Genomic DNA, 19,872 nt, shown 5'->3' with positions numbered 1-19,872 from the left:
GCGTATGAGCGGCCCCGGCCGTGGGGGGCGCCCACCCCCGCGCCCCCCCACCGGGGGCGGGCCGCCCCCCGGGGGGGGGGGGGGGGCCGGCCGGGCCGGCCGGGCCGCCCCACGACCCGGGCGGCCCGCTTCGCGCACGTGCCGTCGAGCAGCGCGACGAGCCCCGGAATCTGCCGAGGTGGGCATGATCCGCTTGACGAACATCGGAGATCGGCAGTTCGTCCCGGCCGCCGCGGCGCGCTGGATCCCGAGGCTCCCGCCCTCCGGGCTGCCGCGATGGGCGGCCCCGGTGGGGCGGGAGCCTCCTCATGCCGTCAGCCGGCCCGCCCGTAGCGGACGTTATCGCTCCAAATGCGTTCCAGCCTGACGCGGGTGCCCGGACGGGGGGCGTGCCAGATCTTGTCGTGGCCGGCGTAAATACCTACGTGTTCGACGGTCGAGCCCTGCGGGAAGAACACCAGGTCACCCAATGCGCGCTTGTCGCGGGAAACGTGAGAAGTGTGCTCGTACTGCTGCTCGGCGGTGCGGGGAAGCTGTTTGCCGGCTTTCCGGAAGGAATACAGCATCAGGCCCGAGCAGTCGAACCTTCTCGGCCCCGTCGCACCGCGTGCATAAGGGGAACCTTCCTTTGAGGCGGCCACGGCCACGGCCTGGGCGCCGTAGGACGGGGCCGCGCCGGCCGGGGAAACCGGGCCGACCAGGGTGCCCGCCATCAGCAGGCAGAGGAGAAGAAAGGGGCGAGGGGGACGGAATCCGGCGGTGCGTCGGACAACTCGGAGAGTCTGTCGGGCTCTATGGGAGTCGTTCCTGCAAACGGACATCGTAATACCTCCGCGTTCGAATGGACTGTCGGTCGATCGGATACCTGTGAAGGTCCTGCTTTCTCGGATGTGACCCTGGCGCGCAACGGCCGACAGTTTTCTCCGAAGCCGTCCGGAATTCAGGCCGGGACGGTGGTGCGGATGTATCGGTTTTGCAACAGATTCGCGAACATATGGAAAAATAACTGGTGGCGACTGTCCTCCGCCGTGCCGCTGCGCATGAGTGGCGGGCGGATACACGGGTCGCGAGCGGCCTGCCGACCCCGGCCCGACGTGCCACGCTCCGCGCGATCCCGCATCCTCGTCGGCGAGCGTGCGGCCCAGCCGAGGGGCGTCAGTCGGGAGGGCGGGGCGACTGGATGAGGGGGATGGCCGATCCGCGTCCATCGGCTGCGGCGGGTCACCTCGGGACGGTCAAGGGGTCGCACGGCGTCATGCCGGGCCATGCCGGCATCCGCTGCCGGCGACGCCGATGAGTTTCGCGGCGCCCGGATGTCTACCTTTTCGTACGCTCGAGAAGCGAGCAGTCACCCCGGAAGGGTGAGGAACATGAAGTACATGATCCAGATGAACGTGCCTGCCGACGACTGGGACGCCATCATGTCGTCGTACTCCGGCGACGACATGAAGGCCATGTTCGCCCACATGGGCGCCCTCAACGATGACCTCGTCGCCGCCGGAGAATGGGTGGAGGGGCAGGGCCTCGGCGGCCCCTCCCTGGTCAAGACGGTGCGGGCCGGAAGCGACGGGCGCCCGCAGGTCACCGACGGGCCGGCCCAGGGGGGACACATCCTGGCCGGGTACTGGGTGGTCGACGTGAAGAGCGAGGACCGGGCACTGGAGATCGCCGCACGGGCCTCGGCGTGCCCCGGCCCGGGAGGGAAGCCCGGCAGCGACCCGGTCGAAGTGCACCAGATCCCCGGGGACCCGACCCCGGCCTGACCCGCACAGCGAGCAGGGCAGTCAGATCAAGAGTGCGGCCGCCTCCGTGCGAGCACGTTCCAGCCAGACCGTGCGTTGCTCGTCGGCTGAGTCGGTGACGGTCCGGAAGACGATCCGCCGTACGTCGGATATGCCGATGTACGGGAGAACGCATGAGGACCAGATGCGTTGCAGCGGATCCCCGAATTCCTGCTCCTCACGGTCGAGGGGAGTGTCGGAGGTGTTAAGCACCAGGGCCCGGTTCGCCTTCAGCAGTCCAGCGGGCTCCCCCTCCGCGCTGCCCAGTTTGTAGGCGACACCAGGAGCGAGTACGCGCTGCACCCAGCCCGTGAGAACGGCGGGCGGCATGCCCCACCAGTTCGGATGGACGAACACCACGGCGTCCAAAGTGGCCAGCTCATTGCGGTGCAGCTCCACCTGCGCGTCATGGCCTGGTGACGCCGATTCGACCGTCCCCGTCTCCGTGGCGGACAAGAGCGGCTCGAACTCCTCGGCGTAGAGGTCGTGTGCCAGTACCTGGGCCCCTCTTCCGCTCAGTTCCGCAACGACCGCCTCGAACACCGCGTGGTTGAAGCTTCCCGGCCGCGGGTGTGCGAGATAGACCCCTACGCGCATGGTTCCTCCAGTTGATTAAGGGATCCCATCATGGCCGGTCGACGTGGTCGTGCCTGGACTGGCGTCCCCGCTCGGTCGTTGGGCGCAACCCGTCGCTCGGTGCCAGACTGAGAGGTGAGGCGAGTACCCGTGACGGCTGCGCATCGAGGTCCAGGACCTGCCCGGCCAGGAACGCGTGGGCCTCGCGGCCCGGCCCACGGTCGCCTCGGACTCCCCGGCGCACCTTCCGGCTGGACGCTCAAGCTGCCCCGCCCGGGACGAGCCCCAGTACGCAGCACGTGAGCACCCTCAGTGGAATGTGCAATTCCGCGCGAATCAACGCCGAGGTGCGTCCATGAAGCGTTCAACCACATTTGCCGGCGCCGGAGTTCTGGTCGCTCTGCTGGGCCTGTCGCCGGCCGTTCTCACGCCGCCGGCAGTCGCTCAAGTCGTCCGGACGACCAGCGCGATTTCCATGGTTCCGCAGGGACTGCTCAGCGAGGATGACGCCGAGCGCGTACTGGGCAGCCCGGTCAAGCCGATCGTGCTGCAGCCCGAAATGGTGCCCGACCTGCCCGAGTGTCCGGCATACGCCCGCATCGGCAAGGACTTCGATCAACGCGTCGCCTACGGAGGTGACGGAGGGGTCATCGTCGAGTTCATCTCGTACGACGGGACGGAGACGCCGGTCCTCAAGGACCTGGAGAAGTGCCGCGAGGGCACAGAACCGGGTGGCGCCCGTGTCGTGATCGAACCGGTCAAGGCGCCCGGGGGCCCCGGAAACCTGGACGTCACGTTCACCCGTGACGACACGGAACCAACGCGCCTCACGGCCAGGGTGGTCGACGACGGATCCAACATCGAGATCATTACGACCGGGACGCCGGAGCAGGCGAAAACTGCCATGGCCATCGCGGTGGCGCGCTACAACGGCACGCCCGTTTCTTGAGCGTTGTCCCGTAGGGCCTTTTCCGGTTGCGGGGGAGGGCGCCGCGTGGTGCTTTCCGCTCAGGGGGTGACGATGGGGAAGAACCGGGCGTGCCCGACCCCCTCCAGCGCGGGCGGCAGCTGGATCGCTTCGGCGATCTCGGAGGCGACCAGGCCCTCGTCGAGCATGCGCAGCGTCTGGTCGTGCAGATGGGCGTACAGGTTCCGCTGCCGGCCCAGCAGCTCGATGACACGGTCGTGCCCCCAGGTGGACCAGTGGCGGGAGGCGAAGCCGACGTCGTACCGGCCGTGGAACATGCCGAGCGGAGGAGCCGACGCCGCCGAGGAAGGTGGCCCGGCGGCCTGGACCAGTTGGCTCAAACTGGGGCTCGGCGTGCTCTTCGTCGTCCTCGCCTACAAGCAGTTCCGCGGCCGCCCTCGCGAAGGCCGTCCGGCTCCGGCTCCGAGGTGGATGGCGGCGATCGACCGGCCCGGGCCGCGGGCCTGGCCGCCCTGCCGGCGGTGGTCAACCCCAAGAACCTGGTCCTGGTCATCGGTGGAGCGGTCGCCATCGCAGGCGCCGGGGCCGGCCCGGGAGGCACGGCCGTCGGGGTGGCGGTCGGTGCTCCTGAGGGCTGCCCCGCCGCAACGGGACCCCGCCCCGCGCGGTGGTGGGCACGAGGGTCGGAGAGCGGGCTTGTCAGAGGGCGGTGCGAGGATGGCCGTGCGCTCCGGGAGGTGACCGGAGCGAGGACACGGACAGGTTTCGAGCGGTCGGAGGCGGCATGGCCAAGGAATTCCAGGTGACTTACGACTGCGCCGATCCGGGCGCGCTGGCGGCGTTCTGGGCTCAGGCGCTGGGCTATCGCATCCAGCCGCCGCCCGAGGGCTTCCCCGACTGGCCGGCTGCGCTGACGGCGTGGGGCGTGCCGCCCGAGCACCACAACGACCGGTCGGCCATCACGGATCCGGACGGCAAGGGGCCGCGTGTGTTCTTCCAGAAGGTCCCGGAGGGAAAGACGGTGAAGAACCGTTTGCACCTGGACGTGCGCACGGCACCAGGCCAGACCGGGGACGAGCGGATGGCCACGCTGGAGGTGGAGGCCACCAGGCTGGAGGGGCTGGGAGCGAGCCGGCTGTACCGGCTCGAGCCCCACGGTATGGACGAGGGGATCATCGTGATGACCGACCCGGAGGGAAACGAATTCTGCCTGGATTGAGAACCGGGCGCAGGTCTTGAGCCCGGCCTCCGCATCGACGAGGGGCGGATGGGCGCACTGAGCACGAGGCGTCCTGCCGAACCGTCAAGAGGGACGTCGAGGGCCATCGTCGGCGCCGTCACCGCGGTCGTCTTCCCCAAGACCGAGGGCCGGCCCTCCCCTTGAGGGAGAGCCGGCCCCGTGCCGAAACCTGCGGGTGGATCAGCGGTTCTCGTACAGGCCGAACATGTCGATCACCAGGTCGGTGGGCTGCCAGCTGCGGTTCCACCAGTCGATGACACCGTTCTTGCCGGTGCTCGCCTGCACCAGGTTCGGGACGGTCGTGCCCTGCGTCCAGTTCAGGTTGGAGGAGTTCGGCGGGGTAGGCCGGACCTGGGTTTTCGCGATGTACTGATCGCGAGTGTTCGGGTCCGGGGCCACGGAGAGATGGCCGTCGCCGATCGTGTTGGTGACCGTCGTGTTCAGGACGTAAGCCGTGACCGAGGGCCTGTCGTAGGACAGCCACAGGTAGCGGTAGTCCTGTCCGGCGACCGGCCAGGACCAGTCCCGCGAGTCGTGCAGCCGCGTCGGCTTCACGGGCAGGTAGGACGCCTTGCTGTCGGCGCTGTAGTAGCCGACGACGTCCACGATCACGTCGGCCGCGTTCCAGGATCCGTTGCGGAAGTCGATCCAGCCGTCCTGGCCGACCGGCACGATCACCGAGTTGGCCACCGTCTGGCCGGCGGTGAAGTTCACGTTCGACGTGGACGGCGCCTGCTGCCCGCCCGGGAACACCGTCAGGTGACCCGCGGCCTTGGGGTTGGTGACGGTGACGTTGAGCGCCACGGCCGTGACGCCGGTGGCCGGGACACCGGCCTGGCCCGCGACCCGGAGGCCGGAGGTGCTCCCTCCGGGGAGCCCGCCCCGCTGGTCACCCCAGCCGTTGCGGCTGTCCACGAGGCGGGTCGGGTCCAGCGAGGTGTAGCCGCTGGCGGCGGAGCGCGTGAAGTATCCCGTCACGTCCGCGATCAGGTCCACCTGACCCCAACTGCGGTTGGCCAGCTCGACGTACCCGTCCGCGCCGACCGGCACGATGGTCAGGTTCGGGACGGTCTGACCCGCGACGAAGTTGACGTTCGATGCGTCCGGCCGCTCCGTGCCCGACGCGTAGGCCGTGATGTGCCCGGCGGCGACGGCGTTGGTGACCGTGAGGTTGAGGGCCACGGCGCTCACGTCGGCCGGAATGCCGCTGTTGCCGCCGACCTTCACCCGGGTCGTGCCGTACGGGGCGACGGCCTGGGCGAACCCCGTGCCGGTTCCGTCGCGCGTGTCCAGCAGCCTGGCCGGGTCGTGCGGGACGAACTCCGAACCGGCCGAGGTGACGCCCATGCTGTTGGTGACGCTCACGCCGTTGTTCAGGTCGGTCACCGTGACCGTGACCGGGTGCGCGCCGACCTCGGCATAGGTGTGCCGCGAGGACAGCGTCTTGCTCTCGACGGTGTACTCGGTCTCGACCTCGCTGCCGTCGCCCCAGTTGGTCTCGATCCGGATCGCGGAGGCGACACCGGTGGAGACATGGGACGTCAGCTCGATGCCGCGCGCGCTCGTACCCCTCGCGCCGAGCGCGACGTCGAGGCCCGCGTTCTCCCGCGCGAGCGGAGCCGCGTCCGCGGCCGCCCCGCGCAGCCCGGCCGCCTTGTTCAGCTCGGCGGCCTTGCTCCGCTCGGCCGGCGAGACGGCGACGGTCTTGCGTACGGAACGCTCCGTGGAACTCTTGAAGGTGCTGGCCTCCGCCGCCGCTTCCTGCGCGGCATCGACCTTCGCGGACACGTCCTTGGCCGACGCGTCCTTCGCGGCCGGGTCGGCGGCGTGCGCCACACCCGGGACAAGAGAAATGGTGGCTGCGACTACGGCAGCGGAAAGCATGACTCGGTGACGCTGCACCGGCCCCCCCGGTTTCTTGAACTTGTTCAGCGGTCATGATCAGAATACACAACCTTGAGGGCTACCCCCTCGGAATAACCTGGTCAGAGGCCGTTCCCGCAAGGCCGGGCGGTCATGCGGGCAGCCGCTGTCCCGACGAGCGCGGCATCGCGTTCTTCGCCGCTCGGGGAGGTACGCGGCACGCTCCTAGCCTGCCGTGCCCGGCACCAGGCGCCGCGGGCGCGGCCGACAAGATCCGGAAGCGACGACCTAGTCCGGCGGTCCCGGCAGTGGCTTCGCCTCCGTGCCGGGTTCCGCGGCGGTCCGGCGTGCCAGGAGCGCGGCGGGGGATTCGCTGTCCGCTTCGGCCGCGTCGGCGAGGGCTTCGGCCGCGGCCTCAGCGGCCTTCGCCGCGTCGTTCGCGGCCTGGACGGCCAGGTCGTCGGAGGACGCCGCGCGGGTGGCGGTGGACGGGGGGAGGGCCTCGGTGAACGCGCGGGAGACGTTCTGGAGGGCGGAGGTGACCTCGCCGGGGATCACCCAGAACGTGTTGCCCGGGTTCTGTGCGAGCTGCGGGAGCGTCTGGAGGTACTGGTAGGCGAGCAGCTTGGGATCGGGGTCGTTGCGGTGGACGGCCTGGAACACCTCGTCGATGGCTCGCGCCTGGCCCTCCGCCTTGAGGATCTCGGCTGTCCGGTTGCCTTCCGCGCGGAGTACCGCGGCCTGCTTGTCGCCCTCCGCCGTGAGGATCTGGGACTGGCGCTGCCCCTCGGCTCCCAGAATGGCTGCGCGCTTGTCCCGCTCGGCACGCATCTGCTTCTCCATCGCGTCCTTGATGGACTGCGGCGGGTCGATGGCCTTGATCTCCACCCGGTTGACCCTGAGCCCCCACTTGCCCGTGGCGTCGTCGAGCACACCGCGGAGCTGGTTGTTGATGGTGTCCCGCGAGGTCAGGGTCTTCTCCAGGTCCATGGACCCCACCACGTTGCGCAGCGTGGTCACGGTCAGCTGCTCCACCGCCTGCAGGAAGTTGGCGATCTCGTAGGCCGCGGCGCGCGGGTCGGTGACCTGGAAGTACAGCACGGTGTCGATCTCGACGACCAGGTTGTCCTCCGTGATGACCGGCTGAGGCTTGAAGGAGACGACCTGCTCGCGGAGGTCGATCACCGGGTAGACCCGGTCGATGTACGGGATGACGACGTTGAGTCCGGGTTTCAGGGTGCGGTGGTAGCGGCCGAGCCGTTCGACGTTGCGGGCGCGGGCCTGGGGGACGATCCGTACCGCACGGATCACGGTGAAGACCGCGAACACCGCGAGGAGCAGGCCGGCGATGAGGTACGCCGAAGCTTCCATGGGTCACTCCCGGGGATAGACGAGCGCGGTGGTGCCCTTGATCTCGATGACGTCGACGGTCGTGCCGGGAGGGATCACCAGGCTCTCGTCGTAGGCGCAGGCGGTCCATTCCTCGCCGCCGATGCGGACTCGGCCGCCCAGGGCCGTCACCTCGCTGGTGACGTAGGCGGCTCCACCGACCAGTGCGTCGACGCCGAAGCGCTCGCTCTGCAGCGGGGTGAGGCGGCGGAGGGCGATCGGGCGCACGAAGACGACGCCGACCGTAGCGGCGACCGCGAACACCACGAACTGCCAGGCGAGCGGAACGCCCAGTACGGCGGATGCGGCGGCGATCAGCGCGGCGCCGCCGAGCAGCCCGAGCGCGGCGGTCAGCGTGAAGATCTCCGCCACGCCCAGCAGCAATGCGGTGATCAACCAGATGAGCCAGGGATCCATCGCTTGCGCCTCCCGGTGCGTGGAGGAGAACGTAGGCTCTAGTCACTTTTGCGACATTTTACCCGTTTGTGATACCGGGAGGCGGATTCGGCGAGGTTTGCTGTGCGGTCGCTGCCCGCCGCGCGACCGGCGCGGCGCAACTGGGATGCCGAGGTCTGCGGCCGGGTCGGACGGGTCGTTAGACAGGCGAAGAGTTTCCTTACATAATCCTTAGACATGGGAAAGACTTACGAACGCATCGACGGCCGGCTGCGCACCTTCATAGAGCAGCAGCCGATGTTCTTCACCGCGACCGCACCGCTGGGGGGTGACGGCACGGTCAACCTCTCCCCCAAGGGCCTCAAGGGCTCCTTCGCGGTGCTCGACGAGGAGCGGATCGCCTATCTGGACTTCGCCGGCAGCACTGCCGAAACCATCGCGCACCTGCGGGAGAACGGCCGGATCACGGTGATGTGGTGCGCCTTCCAGGGAGCCCCCAACATCGTCCGGGTGCACGGCCGGGGCGAGCCCGTCTTCCGTGACGACCCGCGCTTCAAGGAACTGCTCGCACACTTCCCGGGCATCGATCCGGCCCTGCACGGGCTGCGCGCGATCATCGTGGTGACGGCCGAACTCGTCCGTGACTCCTGTGGGTACGGGGTGCCCTTCATGTCGTACGACGAAGATCGCGACCTGCACGGCAAGCGCTTCTCGCGCGAGGACGACGCCTCGCTGAGCGCGTACTTCGCCAAGAAGGACCACATCGCGCAGAGCATCGACGGCCTGCCCGGGCTGCCTCTTCCGCTGCCGCCCGGCAACTTCTGAGCTGCCCCGGACGGCAGCGGGCCGGCCGCTGCCGGACCACCGGCCGGCGCCGGCGGGGAAGTCAGGGGCCCCGGAGCCGCCGACGGCACACACCGTGCGCCCGGGGCCCGTGCCCCCGCCGTGGCTGCCGTCGTCGAGGTGGGAGGAGTAGCCGAAGGAGGAGCCGCTCATCGAGCCGCGCACCGCCGGCCGGTAGCAAGGATCCGCAGGCCAGGGGCGTGTGCCTGGCCCGGCCCGGGGTGATCCAGGGCCGAGGTGTAGGTGCTCCGCCCGGTGCGGCACACTGGGGCCCGGACGGCCGTGGACGCGCCCTGCGGCAAACACGGACCCCCGAGATGTCAAGTGCGCTCGCGCTTGCGGTTCCCAGGGAGAAGTGAGGTATGTCAGTGATCTGCGTCGGCGGCATGATCGGAATCGGCAAGACGAGCGTGGCCGAGATCCTCGCCAAGGAGCTGGGCAGCGAAGTCTTCTACGAGAGCGTGGAAGACAATCCGATCCTTCCGCTCTTCTACACGGCGAGCCCCGACGAGATCCAGGCGAAGCGCTACCCCTTCCTGCTCCAGCTCTACTTCCTGCAGACGCGTTTCGCCTCGGTCAAGGAGGCGTACAGGCAGGGCGACAACGTCCTCGACCGGTCCATCTACGAGGACTGGTACTTCGCCAAGGTCAACCACGACCTGGGCCGGATCAGTTCCCTCGAGATGCGGGTGTACGAGGGACTGCTCGACGAGATGATGCGCGAGATCGACGGCCTGCCGTACCGCAAGGCACCCGATCTCATGGTCTACCTCAAGGCGGACTTCGAGACGGTGCTGCACCGCATCGGGCTGCGGGGCCGCGACTTCGAGCAGGACGAGGGCCTCGTCGAGTACTACCGGACGCTGTGGTCCGGCTACGACGACTGGGTTCACAAGCACTACTCGGCCAGCGAGGTCCTCGTCGTCGACATGAACCACACGGACGTGGTGAACAACCCCGAGGACGCGGCCCGCGTCGTGCGGGAGGTCAAGGACGCCCTGGCGGCGGCCCGGCTCCGGGCCTGAAGCCCGTCCGCGCGGGGGTCCCCGGGTGCCGGGCCGCCCGCCGCGGACCGGCGGCCGGCCCTACCAGGTGCGCCCGGGCGCGCCGGACCTCATCGGATCGGCGGACGGAGTCGATGTCACTGGTCCTGGATGCGCCGGAAGGGCCGGTCGGCTTCCAGTTCGAACGCGATCTCCAGCAGCTTCCGCTCACCGCCGGGGCGGGCGGAGAACATGACGCCGATGGGCAGCCCGTCCGTCGTGGCGCCCGCGGCGGGCACCGAGACCGACGGGGTGCCGACGACGTTGTCGACCGGTGTGAACGCCACGTACGCGAGGATCCGCTCCATCAGCTTCGCGTAGGGAACGGTCGGGCTGAGGTGGCCGATCGGCGGTGTGGTCTGGGCGAGCACGGGCGACATGACGAGGTCGAGCCCGCGGAAGGACGCCGCATACGCCTCCCTCGTACGCTTCAACCGCCGCAGCACGCCCGGAGTCCGCCGCCAGTTCCGCAGGTACTCCTCGCGCAGCCCCCGGCTGAGGCCGTCCATGCGGTGGCGGTCGAAGTCCGCGCCGAGGGTCCGGCCGGTGACGCCGAGGAGGAAGGACAGCATCCCCCAGTACGTGAGGAAGTCGTCGGTGAAGCTCGGGTCCATGCGCAACTCCACCGGCTCCACGGTGTGTCCGAGCCGACCTAGGGATGCGGCGGTCTCCGTGACCGCCGCCCGCGTTTCGGCGTCGGAGTGGACACCGTTCGGCGAGTCCAGCACGACCCCGATGCGCAGCCGTCGCCCCGAAGGGCCTTCGACCAGGCCGAGGGGCGGCAGCTTGGGGCTCCGCCGGTATGACTCCGCGGCGGCGAGGAACGCGGCGGCGTCCCGCACGGAACGGCTCACGATTCCGTCGGAGATGATGTCGAGCGGCAGTTGCCGGCCCAGGGCACTCGCCACGACGCGGCCACGCGTCGGCTTGAGGCCGACGAGTCCGCAGCAGGCGGCGGGAATCCGGATCGAGCCGCCGCCGTCGTTGGCGTGCGCGATCGGCACGGCACCGGCAGCGACCAGCGCCGCGCTGCCGCCCGACGAACCGCCCGCCGAGTAGCCCGTGTTCCACGGGTTGCGCACCGGCTCCGCGCCGTCGTACTCGGTGGTCGGACTGAACCCGAACTCGGGCAGCCGGGTCTTGCCCAGTACCGTCACGCCGCTGCTCAGGAGCTGCCGGGTGAACGGCGCGTGCCGGCGCGCCGCCCTCGGCCGGAAGGCGGCGCTGCCGTGACCCGTGGGCAGCCCCTGGTAGTCGGTGTTGTCCTTGACGAAGGTCGGCACCCCGGCGAAGACCCCGTCCGCTCCAGCGGCGTGCGCCGGGCTGTCGACGCGCGCTTGGACCGCGCCCAGTCGTACGTCAACCGCCTGTACCCGCTCCCTGGCATCCCGGGCTGCTTCGGCGGGGGAGACCTCACCCCGCCGGATCGCCGCGGCGAGACCGACGGCGTCGTGCTCTCCCAGGGCGTCGTCCCGGAAAGCGTGCACGATGGTCCGTTCGTCGAAAGTTGTCACCGCTGCCTCAGCCCCCGCCGTGTGGATGGTCGTCCGCCATCATTCCTTACCGTCAAGTAACACGCGAGGAGTTCGCCGAGCCCATTCGGTGTCCACGACACGCGCCCTCACCCGAGAAGCCCGCCCGCCGTCGCTGACGCCACCCAAGGGAGGGCCGCGTCGTCCCTGACTCAGCGGGGTGCGTGCCTCGGAAGCGGGGTAAGCCAAGGGCACGACGCGTGGGGTTCGGCAAGCGCGAGGCCGCGGTCGCGACGGCGGGGTGGAGCGCCTGGCGCTCAAGGGGGCGGCGGCGCCGCAGGCGGGCGGGTCCGTCGAGGTGACCCGCGATCCGCGGGGCGAGGTACCGATCCGCTTCGGCCCGCGCCCGGACGCGCCCGGCAGCGTCCTCGCGACGATCGCGCTGGTCGTCGTGATCGGCAGCTGCCTGGTCTGTTCCGTCGCGGCAGCCGAAGCATTTCGTTGGGGGCGGGAGGTCCGGGGGCTCCCGCCGTCTGACGTCGAGGCGGGGCTGTCGGACGGCAACTCGGTGTCGATCCGGTTCTCGAAGGCGGCCTGCCGGATCCGCGCGCCCCTGGGAGCACTCCGCCGATGGGCCGAGTGGATCAGCGGCATTGACTCTTCCAGGGACCGATCCGTCCTCGACGGCGAGCTATCGCGTGACGGGGCGGCGGCATTGACTACGAAGGAGTCAGGCAGCGCAAGAGCGACCCGGGAGAGGTGAATGGAGAAGCCTCCGGCGACCGAAGGAGCGGGAACGGGCGGCCGCCCTTCCCTCTCGACCGACCGCAGACGCCTCCTCGCACTCGCCGCCGCGTCCCTGGGAGCCGCCCGCATCCCTGGCGGCGGCGCCGTTGCCGCGCACGCCGTCCCGCGCTGCGGCCTCGACGTATCCGCGGAGAACGCCCTCACCGGCACGGCCGACTGGCGCGTGACCCGCACGGGAGCGGCCCGCGACATCGAGGGCTTCACCAGCCGGGTCAGCGTTCTGCCCGGCGAACCAGTGGACTTGCACGTATCGACCACCGCGACCGGCTACACCGTCTCCGCGTTCCGCATGGGCTGGTACGGCGGCACCCGGGGACGCCTGGTATGGCGCTCCGCACCGCTGCCCGGAGCAGTGCAGCCTCCGGCCGCTACCGACACCGAGACCCGCATGACCCGCGCCGACTGGCGGCCCTCCGCCCGGCTGGACACCGCCGCCTGGCCCGAGGGCTGCTACCTCCTGCGCCTGGAAACCAGCGACGGCCGTGCGCAACGATACGTGCCGCTCACCATCCGATCCGCCTCCACGACCGGCCGCCTGGTGATCGTCAACTCCGTGGCGACCTGGCAGGCCTACAACCGCTGGGGCGGAGCCGACCTCTACAAGGGGACCAGCGGGAAGAAGGCCTCGCGCTCCCTGGCGGTCTCCTTCGACCGCCCCTACGCCGGCGGCTGGGGATCCGGTCAGTTCCTCGTCTACGAAGCCCCGCTCGTCGCACTCGCCGAACGCCTGGGCCTTCCCCTGGCCTACACGACCGGCCTCGACATCGCACGGGACCCGCGACTGCTGCTCGGGGCGGCCGCGGTCATCTCCCTGGGACACGACGAGTACTGGAGCCCGGAGCAACGACTCCACGTATCCGAAGCGCGGGACACCGGTACCAACCTGGCGGTCCTGGGTGCCAATTGCTGCTATCGCCGCATCCGCTACGAGTCGTCCCCGATCGGCTCCCACCGGACCGTCGTCTGCTACAAGGAAGACTACGCCCGGGACCCGGGCTACCAGAGCGGACACCCGCCGACCAACGACTTCCGGCGTTCCCCGGCGGCCGACGCCGAGAGCAGGCTCCTCGGAGTCATCTATGACGGCTACCCGGTCGATGCCCCCTACGTCGTCACCCATCCCCACCACTGGCTGCTCGCGGGGACCGGCGCCCGGCTCGGCGAGTCCATCCCCCACCTCGTCGGGGTCGAGTACGACCGGGTCAACACCGGACACCCCACCCCGCGACCGATCGAGATCCTCTCCCACTCCCCGGTGGTGCGCAAAGGACACCGGGCGCACGCGAACTCGGCCTACCTGACGCTGCCCGGCGGCGCGGGAGTCTTCGCCACCGGCACCATGCGCTGGGTCGAGGCGCTGGACGCGGGCGAGCCCGGCGGCACCACCCACCACGGCTTGAACGCCCGGGCCGGCGCGTTCACCCGTGTCGTCACGGAGAACGTCCTACGTGCCTTCGCGCAGGGCCCTGCCGGCACCCGCCGCCCGGCGGCCGACAACGTGGCCGCCCACTACCCGGCAAGGCCGGCAAAGCCTGCGAAGCCGGCAAGCCCGGCAGCCGCCACGCCCGCCCCGTAGCCCCCGGCCCGAATCCCGACTCCGCGAAGCCGTGTACACCCCGAAAGGCCGTCATGCGCAGACTCGGTACCTCTCTCGTCGTCCTCTCCGCCCTCGTCACACTCACCGCACTCGCCCCCGCCGCCCACCCCACACCGGTCCGCACACCGGGGGCGGGTACCAACATCCTCGTCGTCGGCATCGACAGCCGGGCCGGACTGTCCAAGGCCGAGAAGAACCGCCTGAACGTCGGCGGCAAGGGGTGCAACTGCACCGACGTGATGATGCTCGTCCACCTGTCCGCCGACGAACGGCGCGCCAGTGTCGTCTCCATCCCCCGTGACTCCTACGTCACCTACCCCGAGGGCAGGACACCCGCCCGCTCCGGCAAGATCAATGGCGCCTATGCCCTGGGCGGGGCCACCCTCACCATCCGCACCGTCGAAGAGGTCACAGGTCTGCACGTCGACCACTACCTCGAAACCGGGTTCACCGGCTTCGAACAAGCGGTCAACGCCCTCGGTGGTGCCGTCATCTGCACCGACAAGCCCCTCAAGGACGTCAACTCCGGCCTCGACGTCCCCACCGGCGTCCACGAGGTCGACGGCCGGGGCAGCCTCCGCTACGTCCGCGCCCGTCACATCGACAACCCCGGCGATCTCGGCCGCGTCCGACGGCAGCAGCGCTTCACCACCGACCTTCTCGCCCGCCTGACCGGCCGTGATGCCTTTTCCGGCCCCCTCGCCGCCGCACGGACCGCGCGCACCCTGCTGAAATCCGTCCACACCGACCCGTCGACCAGCATGGAAGACCTGGTCCGCATCGGATGGGCGCTGGGCCGGATGAAGCCCGGCCAGAGGGAGTTCACCACCGTGCCGATCAGCGTTTTCGACCACCGGGTCCCGGGAGTCGGCTCGACGCTGCTGTGGGATCAGACCCGCTCCGACGCACTGTGGTCCGCCCTCGCCGCGGACAAGCCCATCAGGGGAGACGCCCGCATCCAGCCGGCATCCGGTACGCCCGCCAGGCCGCACAAGGTGCAGGCCCGCGTGGACGACGCCACTGCGGCGCGGGCTCTGCGAGCCGCCGGTTTCCAGGTCACCGACACCTCCGCGACCGCACCGGCCGCGCGCCCCGCCGGCCCGCCCGTCATCCGCTACGCCCCCGGCGCCGAGCACGGCGCGACCACCCTCGCCACAGCCCTTCCGGGGGCCCGTCTCGTGCGTGTTCCCGGACATGACGCCGTGTTCGACGTCGCGCTCGGCACCAAGCCGGTCACCGTCCAGAAGGTCCAGTACGACCGCAACACCATCGAAGGTGCCCCTGCGAGCGGTCAGCAACTGGGCTGCGCGGATGGCCGGCTCCAAGGGTCTCTTTGAACCCCGTGGTGACTTGTTCCATGACGGTATTCGACACCGAAGCAGCAGGTCAGGGGCTCGTCCGCAGTGCCGGTCAGGTCCCTGAGCGGCACTGGGGGCCGCCTGGGAAGATGGGAGAGGGGATCTCGGTCGGCGTCTCTCCCGCCAGGCGGTGGGCTCTGAGCTAGAAGGGCCGAACCCATGATCATTTTTGGCACCAAGGAGTACTGGTACCAGCTCGCGATACTCATGCTGACGTGCCGCTACTGCGGCAACCCCGCCGCGCACACGATCACGAAGCGCGTCACCAAGTTCACGCTGTTCTTCGTGCCGCTGTTCCCCATCTCGACGAAATACGCGTCTCAGTGCACGTTCTGCGGCATGGGGCAGGAGGTGCCCAGGGAATGGGCCGAGCAGTCGCAGGCACAAGCCGCGGGCGCTCGCGGCGACGAAGCGTACGGGCAGTCGCAGCAGCCGTACCAGCACCCCGGAGCCTGATCGATCACCGACGCCCTCCGCGCGGCCGCCGACCAGGTGTGCGCATCGACCACCGCAGACGGATCCCGTCGTGCAGGCTGTCGGTGCGCATAGCCGCATAGCCGCATAGCCGCATAGCCGCACCGCCGTGACCGCGGCCCTCGCCGCACTGCCCCGGTGACCGGGCCGGGACGCGGTCACGCCGGCGTCGGGCGCCGCCCCGTCAGGTGCGGTTCAGGGGCAGGTCGAGGTGGGCGACGGTCAGGGTCTGGTCGGTGACGCTGACGTCGGAGTCGGTGAACCGGGCGGACTTGAGCCGGTCGCGGACGAGGGCGCGCAGGGCGGGGTGGTAGGAGTCGAGGTCGTCGAGGACGGCCTGCGGAACTTCGACGGTGCCGTAGAAGCTCCTCGGCTGGGTGGTGAGCCCCGGGGCCCGAGGGGTCTGGCGCAGGCCGTCGACCGTATGCAGAGTGAGCCGGAGCTCCTGGCCGCCCGCCTGTAGGACCAGGGGTGTGGCCGCGACGGCGACGTCGAATTCGTCGATGCGGGCGGTGATGTCGCCGAGCGTGCCGGCGTAGTCGTACGGCGAGGGCGGGGCGAGGGTGTCGGCGGAGCGGTCGGCGGGCGTGTTCTGCAGGGCGTGGCCTTCGACCGCTTCGCCGGTGGAGGTGAAGGTCCACTCGGGCGCGGTGAGGGCTTTGCTCCAGTAGCCGGTGCGGCCGCGGTCGCTGCCCTCGACGCGGAGTTCGCGGGCGTCCGATCCGACGCCGGTCTTGTGGATCGAGATCCGGTCGGTGACCTGCCCGGGGATCTTGGGCTGGCGCATCCAGTCGGGGGCCGGCAGCTGGATCTTGGGGAAGGCCGCCCCGCGCTGGTCCTCGTAGGAGTAGCTGAAGAAGACCTTGTCGGAACCCGCGATGTCGAAGTCGTACAGGCGGGTGTACATGTCCCCGTAGCGGTTGATGACGAACGAGGTGGAGGCGGCGGTGGACAGCGCCTGGGCCTGGAAGCGTCCGCGCAGCGGGGTGGCCATCTCGTAGCTGTGGTCGGCGGGGAGCCAGGGGTCGACCCAGGTGATGCGGCTGCCGTCGTCGTTGAGCGCGAAGACGTGGGAGACCTTGGCGCCGCCCGCCGGGTGATCGTTGCCCGCGGTGTCGCGCCACACCTTGTCCTCGCCGGGGGACAGGACCGACCAGGTCCAGCGGGCCGACCGGTAGGGGACCGTGTTGCCGCCTCCCAGCCACAGCGGTGCCCCGTAGCGGTGCGTCCAGTTCCACGTCCAGGGCGCGTTGAGGGCGTGGTCCATGGTGTAGATGTTGCCGCCTTCGTCGAGAGCGACCAGCTCGTCGTCGTCCACGGAGATCCCGGTGACGTGCCCGGCCAGGCATGCGGGCAGCGACATCACACGCCAACCACCGTTCTCGGCAGCTTCCTTGACATGGATCCGGCCCTCACGCAGGGCGAAGGACCACCTGCGGTTGAAGGTGCCCGCAGTTCCCCGCAGGTGGATCTGCGGCGGCAGGTCGAGGGTGGCCGCCGGCAGTGCGGAGAGCCCCAGGGTGCTGTCGCCCGGTACGAGGTCGGCGAGGCCCGCGGTTCCGGCGAGGTGGCACGGACCGGTGGTGGCCGCTGCCGGGGCGGTGGGGGCGAGCGTGGCCACCGTGAGCACAGCGGCGGCCAGGGAGGAGCGAAGCATGTCGGGTCCGTTCGAGAGAGATGGGGCGACCAACAGCAGGCGCGTGCCGAGGACTTGATCGTGCACGGGGGTCATGGACTCCGGTGGCTGACGAGGCGGGGGGAGTCTGGCAGTGAAGCCCCGGCGAGCTGAAGGTCCATCATATTACTTTTGAGTAACCACTTGGAGGTCTTCTCGCGCATCCGCTCGGCGCGAGGAGTTGCGAGCGGATCGTCGGCACTCGCGTCGGACAAGGGTTTCCGTAGCCAGGGAAGCGATATGGCGCTGATTTCGTTGAATGCTGGCGCGAGATTGCCGATATCGGTAGCTTGAGGGACTCGCCGCTCCGATTGTGTCCGGCGGCTCCAGCCGGAACCCCGTTTGTGAAAGAGATGACGTGAACCACAGCCAACTCCCGTCCCAGCTCCCGGATTCAGACCGCACCCGTCACCGCCGCCTGCGGGCTCAGGGAAGCCTGGACCGGGCCGAACTCGACGCGATCCTGGGCGCGGGTTTCATGTGCCACTTCGGAGTGGTCGTCGAGGGCCACCCCATGGTCGTCCCCACCGTCTACGGGAGCGACGGCCGAAACCTCTACTTCCACGGGTCCGTGGCCAGTCGGAGCCTGCTCGCCTCACCCGGGGCGACGGTGTGCGTGACCGTGACGCACGTGGACGGTCTGGTCCTCGCACGGTCGGTGTTCGAGCACGGCGTCAACTACCGCAGCGCGATGATCTACGGCGTCCCGCGTCCGGTCACGGACGAGGAGGAGAAGCTGGAGGGCCTGCGCTGCCTGACCGAGCAGGCCGCACCCGGACAGTGGGACTACGCGCGCCGGCCGAACGCCAAGGAGATGGCGGCGACCACTCTGCTCTCCTTGTCGCTCGCGGAGGCGTCGGTCAAAACGAGCACCGGCGGCCCGGAGGACGGCGACGGACCCGACGCCGCTCTCGGGATCTGGGCCGGAGTCCTCCCGTTGGTCGCCACCTGGGGCGAACCGGAAGCCGACCCCCTCCTCGCGGACGGCGTCGAACCACCCGAGCACGTCACCGCCCGGAGCGACACCCGCGCGTTCGAGACGCGGGCGGCCGGCCACTGACGGGCGCGCGCCCCTGCTCGCCCCTGCGGCCGGTCACGGGATGCCGGTCACAGGGTGCCGGTCACAGGGTGCCGGTCACGGGGTGCCGGTCACGGGGATGCGGGAGCGAAAAAATGTCACTGTCGGTGAGGGAGAGGGGGGGACAGGATGGAGATCAGTCAAGGGGAAACGCCCCGGGACACGAACTCACCGGAGATGACATGGACTTCTCGCAGAACACCGACGCTCCCGCCAAGACCGGTCTGAACCTCTCCCGCAAGGCCGCGCTGGGCGTGGCGGCGGCCGCGGTCGTCGGCGGGGCGCTCTTCGCGCCGAGCGCCTTCGCCGCCGACGCCGCGCCGGCCGGCAGCGCCGTTGTGGCCGGCTGCGCGGAGTGCTACCCCGACGTCATCTGATCCCGACGACCGACCGTCTGCTGCTGGGGCCCGCCCACCGTTTTTGGGCGGCGGGCCCCGGCAGCCGGGTCAGAGCAAGGAGAGTGAGCCGTGGACTGGCTCGAACGCTGTGTGACCGACGCGGACCGCTTCCTGCGCACGCAGTGGCGCCGAGGGCCCGCTCTGCTGCGGCCGGCCGATCCGCCGACCGAGGTTCTGGGGCTCGCGGATCTGGACGCGCTGCTGGATTCGGGCACCTTGAGAGTGCCCTACGCCGGGCTGTTCACCATGGCGGGCGCGGTACCCGAGGCGGCCTACTGTCCGCCCCGGGTGGTGGCCGGCCGCTACCTGGAGGGCTGGCTCGACGCGGAGCGGGTGCGTGCCCTGATCCGGGACGAACAGGCCACCTTGCAGCTGCGCTACGTCAATCACTGGTATCCGCCGGTGCGGGAGCTCACCGCGGGACTGGCACGGGAGCTCGACCGGCTGGTCGAGGCCTTCCTCTTCTATTCGCAACCCGGGCGCTTCGGTGCGGTGCACCGCGACGACGGCGACATCCTGGTGCTCCAGCTGAGCGGCGCCAAGCACTGGAAGGTCTACGGGGGGCCGGCGGACGGGCACTGGCAGCCCGTGCGGGAGGACTCCCCGGGTGAGGTGCTGCTGGACACCGTCGTACGGCCCGGCGAGGTGTTGTACGTGCCCAACGGGTACGCCCATACCGCCCAGGCCACGGCCGACGGTCCCTCGCTGCACCTGACGATCGTGCTGCGCGAGGCCGGGGCCGACCACCTGCGGGCGGAGCTGCGGTCCTTCCTCGCCGAGGGTCTCGCCCTGCCCGCCCGTCCCCTCGGCGACGAGGACCTGACGGCGACGGCCGCCGCCCTGCTGGCCCACGTACGCGACCGGCTCGACGCAGCCGATGCCCCTTCCCTCGTGCACAGCGCCCGCCTGCACGCCTACAGCAGCCGCCCCACGGCCTGAGCGAGAGTGAGACCG

The 19,872-nt window shown here is 70.1% G+C and carries 20 protein-coding genes; 12 read left to right on the top strand and 8 right to left on the bottom strand.

The features are described 5' to 3' along the window. Nucleotides 1–314 precede the first annotated feature (314 nt). On the bottom strand, nt 315–713 hold the full coding sequence (locus ACFWBY_RS03080) for a C40 family peptidase (RefSeq protein WP_385336180.1): 399 nt from the start codon (nt 711–713) through the stop codon (nt 315–317). A 657-nt stretch (nt 714–1,370) separates the two neighbouring features. Here ACFWBY_RS03080 and ACFWBY_RS03075 point away from each other — a divergent pair. Next, complete coding sequence (locus ACFWBY_RS03075; protein ID WP_385336182.1) at nt 1,371–1,763, top strand: YciI family protein; 393 nt, start codon at nt 1,371–1,373, stop codon at nt 1,761–1,763. A 21-nt stretch (nt 1,764–1,784) separates the two neighbouring features. Here ACFWBY_RS03075 and ACFWBY_RS03070 read toward each other — a convergent pair whose 3' ends face one another. Further along, entirely contained in the window at nt 1,785–2,378 is a 594-nt protein-coding gene (locus ACFWBY_RS03070; RefSeq protein WP_385336184.1) for an NAD(P)H-dependent oxidoreductase, read from the bottom strand. Nucleotides 2,379–2,712: 334 nt separating this feature from the next. Between ACFWBY_RS03070 and ACFWBY_RS03065 the strand changes: the two genes are divergently transcribed. Continuing rightward, nucleotides 2,713–3,306: a hypothetical protein gene (locus ACFWBY_RS03065; RefSeq protein ID WP_385336186.1), complete on the top strand. Its 594-nt coding sequence runs from the start codon at nt 2,713–2,715 to the stop codon at nt 3,304–3,306. Nucleotides 3,307–3,365: 59 nt separating this feature from the next. On the opposite strand, the gene ACFWBY_RS03060 is transcribed toward ACFWBY_RS03065, so the two are convergent. Further along, nucleotides 3,366–3,665: a hypothetical protein gene (locus ACFWBY_RS03060; protein WP_385336188.1), complete on the bottom strand. Its 300-nt coding sequence runs from the start codon at nt 3,663–3,665 to the stop codon at nt 3,366–3,368. Nucleotides 3,666–4,069: 404 nt separating this feature from the next. Here ACFWBY_RS03060 and ACFWBY_RS03055 point away from each other — a divergent pair, with 404 nt between their 5' ends. Further along, nucleotides 4,070–4,504, top strand: a complete 435-nt coding sequence (locus ACFWBY_RS03055; RefSeq protein WP_385336190.1) for a VOC family protein — start codon at nt 4,070–4,072, stop codon at nt 4,502–4,504. A gap of 201 nt (nt 4,505–4,705) precedes the next feature. Here the strand turns inward: ACFWBY_RS03055 and ACFWBY_RS03050 are convergent, their stop codons facing one another. The 3 genes from ACFWBY_RS03050 to ACFWBY_RS03040 all read right to left on the bottom strand — a co-directional run bounded on the left by ACFWBY_RS03050 (nt 4,706) and on the right by ACFWBY_RS03040 (nt 8,194). Next, complete coding sequence (locus ACFWBY_RS03050; RefSeq protein ID WP_385336192.1) at nt 4,706–6,361, bottom strand: hypothetical protein; 1,656 nt, start codon at nt 6,359–6,361, stop codon at nt 4,706–4,708. Nucleotides 6,362–6,676: 315 nt separating this feature from the next. Then, nucleotides 6,677–7,759, bottom strand: a complete 1,083-nt coding sequence (locus tag ACFWBY_RS03045) for an SPFH domain-containing protein (protein ID WP_385336194.1) — start codon at nt 7,757–7,759, stop codon at nt 6,677–6,679. A gap of 3 nt (nt 7,760–7,762) precedes the next feature. Then, a complete protein-coding gene (locus ACFWBY_RS03040) occupies nt 7,763–8,194 on the bottom strand; it encodes an NfeD family protein (RefSeq protein WP_385336196.1) in 432 nt (143 codons plus the stop codon). Nucleotides 8,195–8,410: 216 nt separating this feature from the next. On the opposite strand from ACFWBY_RS03040, the gene ACFWBY_RS03035 reads away from it, so the two are divergent. Together ACFWBY_RS03035 and ACFWBY_RS03030 are read left to right on the top strand one after the other, a co-directional pair. Continuing rightward, the gene (locus ACFWBY_RS03035; RefSeq protein WP_385336198.1) at nt 8,411–8,998 is read left to right on the top strand and encodes a pyridoxamine 5'-phosphate oxidase family protein; all 588 of its coding nucleotides are present in this window, start codon (nt 8,411–8,413) and stop codon (nt 8,996–8,998) included. 380 nt (nt 8,999–9,378) lie between these two features. Beyond that, a complete protein-coding gene (locus ACFWBY_RS03030) occupies nt 9,379–10,041 on the top strand; it encodes a deoxynucleoside kinase (protein WP_385336200.1) in 663 nt (220 codons plus the stop codon). Nucleotides 10,042–10,157: 116 nt separating this feature from the next. On the opposite strand, the gene ACFWBY_RS03025 is transcribed toward ACFWBY_RS03030, so the two are convergent. Beyond that, nucleotides 10,158–11,573 carry an amidase gene (locus tag ACFWBY_RS03025; RefSeq protein WP_385336202.1) on the bottom strand — a complete coding sequence of 472 codons (1,416 nt, stop codon included), beginning with the start codon at nt 11,571–11,573 and terminating at the stop codon, nt 10,158–10,160. 259 nt (nt 11,574–11,832) lie between these two features. Here ACFWBY_RS03025 and ACFWBY_RS03020 point away from each other — a divergent pair, with 259 nt between their 5' ends. The 4 genes from ACFWBY_RS03020 to ACFWBY_RS03005 all read left to right on the top strand — a co-directional run bounded on the left by ACFWBY_RS03020 (nt 11,833) and on the right by ACFWBY_RS03005 (nt 15,749). Next, nucleotides 11,833–12,294, top strand: a complete 462-nt coding sequence (locus tag ACFWBY_RS03020) for a hypothetical protein (RefSeq protein WP_385336204.1) — start codon at nt 11,833–11,835, stop codon at nt 12,292–12,294. Then, nucleotides 12,295–13,914, top strand: coding sequence for a N,N-dimethylformamidase beta subunit family domain-containing protein (locus ACFWBY_RS03015; RefSeq protein WP_385336205.1), 1,620 nt, complete (start codon nt 12,295–12,297; stop codon nt 13,912–13,914). A 53-nt stretch (nt 13,915–13,967) separates the two neighbouring features. Beyond that, nucleotides 13,968–15,272, top strand: coding sequence for an LCP family protein (locus tag ACFWBY_RS03010; RefSeq protein ID WP_385336207.1), 1,305 nt, complete (start codon nt 13,968–13,970; stop codon nt 15,270–15,272). A 180-nt stretch (nt 15,273–15,452) separates the two neighbouring features. Then, nucleotides 15,453–15,749 (top strand): zinc-ribbon domain-containing protein, encoded by a 297-nt coding sequence (locus ACFWBY_RS03005; protein WP_385336209.1) that lies wholly within the window; start codon nt 15,453–15,455, stop codon nt 15,747–15,749. 202 nt (nt 15,750–15,951) lie between these two features. On the opposite strand, the gene ACFWBY_RS03000 is transcribed toward ACFWBY_RS03005, so the two are convergent. Further along, nucleotides 15,952–17,424 (bottom strand): hypothetical protein, encoded by a 1,473-nt coding sequence (locus ACFWBY_RS03000; RefSeq protein ID WP_385336211.1) that lies wholly within the window; start codon nt 17,422–17,424, stop codon nt 15,952–15,954. 376 nt (nt 17,425–17,800) lie between these two features. On the opposite strand from ACFWBY_RS03000, the gene ACFWBY_RS02995 reads away from it, so the two are divergent. From ACFWBY_RS02995 to ACFWBY_RS02985, 3 genes are all read left to right on the top strand, one after another. Further along, on the top strand, nt 17,801–18,502 hold the full coding sequence (locus tag ACFWBY_RS02995; RefSeq protein ID WP_385336213.1) for a pyridoxamine 5'-phosphate oxidase family protein: 702 nt from the start codon (nt 17,801–17,803) through the stop codon (nt 18,500–18,502). A gap of 200 nt (nt 18,503–18,702) precedes the next feature. Then, complete coding sequence (locus ACFWBY_RS02990) at nt 18,703–18,897, top strand: hypothetical protein (protein ID WP_385336215.1); 195 nt, start codon at nt 18,703–18,705, stop codon at nt 18,895–18,897. A gap of 90 nt (nt 18,898–18,987) precedes the next feature. Continuing rightward, the gene (locus ACFWBY_RS02985; RefSeq protein WP_385336217.1) at nt 18,988–19,857 is read left to right on the top strand and encodes a JmjC domain-containing protein; all 870 of its coding nucleotides are present in this window, start codon (nt 18,988–18,990) and stop codon (nt 19,855–19,857) included. Nucleotides 19,858–19,872: the final 15 nt, after the last annotated feature.

The organism is Streptomyces sp. NPDC060049 (assembly GCF_042736715.1).
Classification (GTDB): Bacteria; Actinomycetota; Actinomycetes; order Streptomycetales; family Streptomycetaceae; genus Streptomyces.
This window is presented reverse-complemented; position numbering and strand designations above follow the sequence as displayed.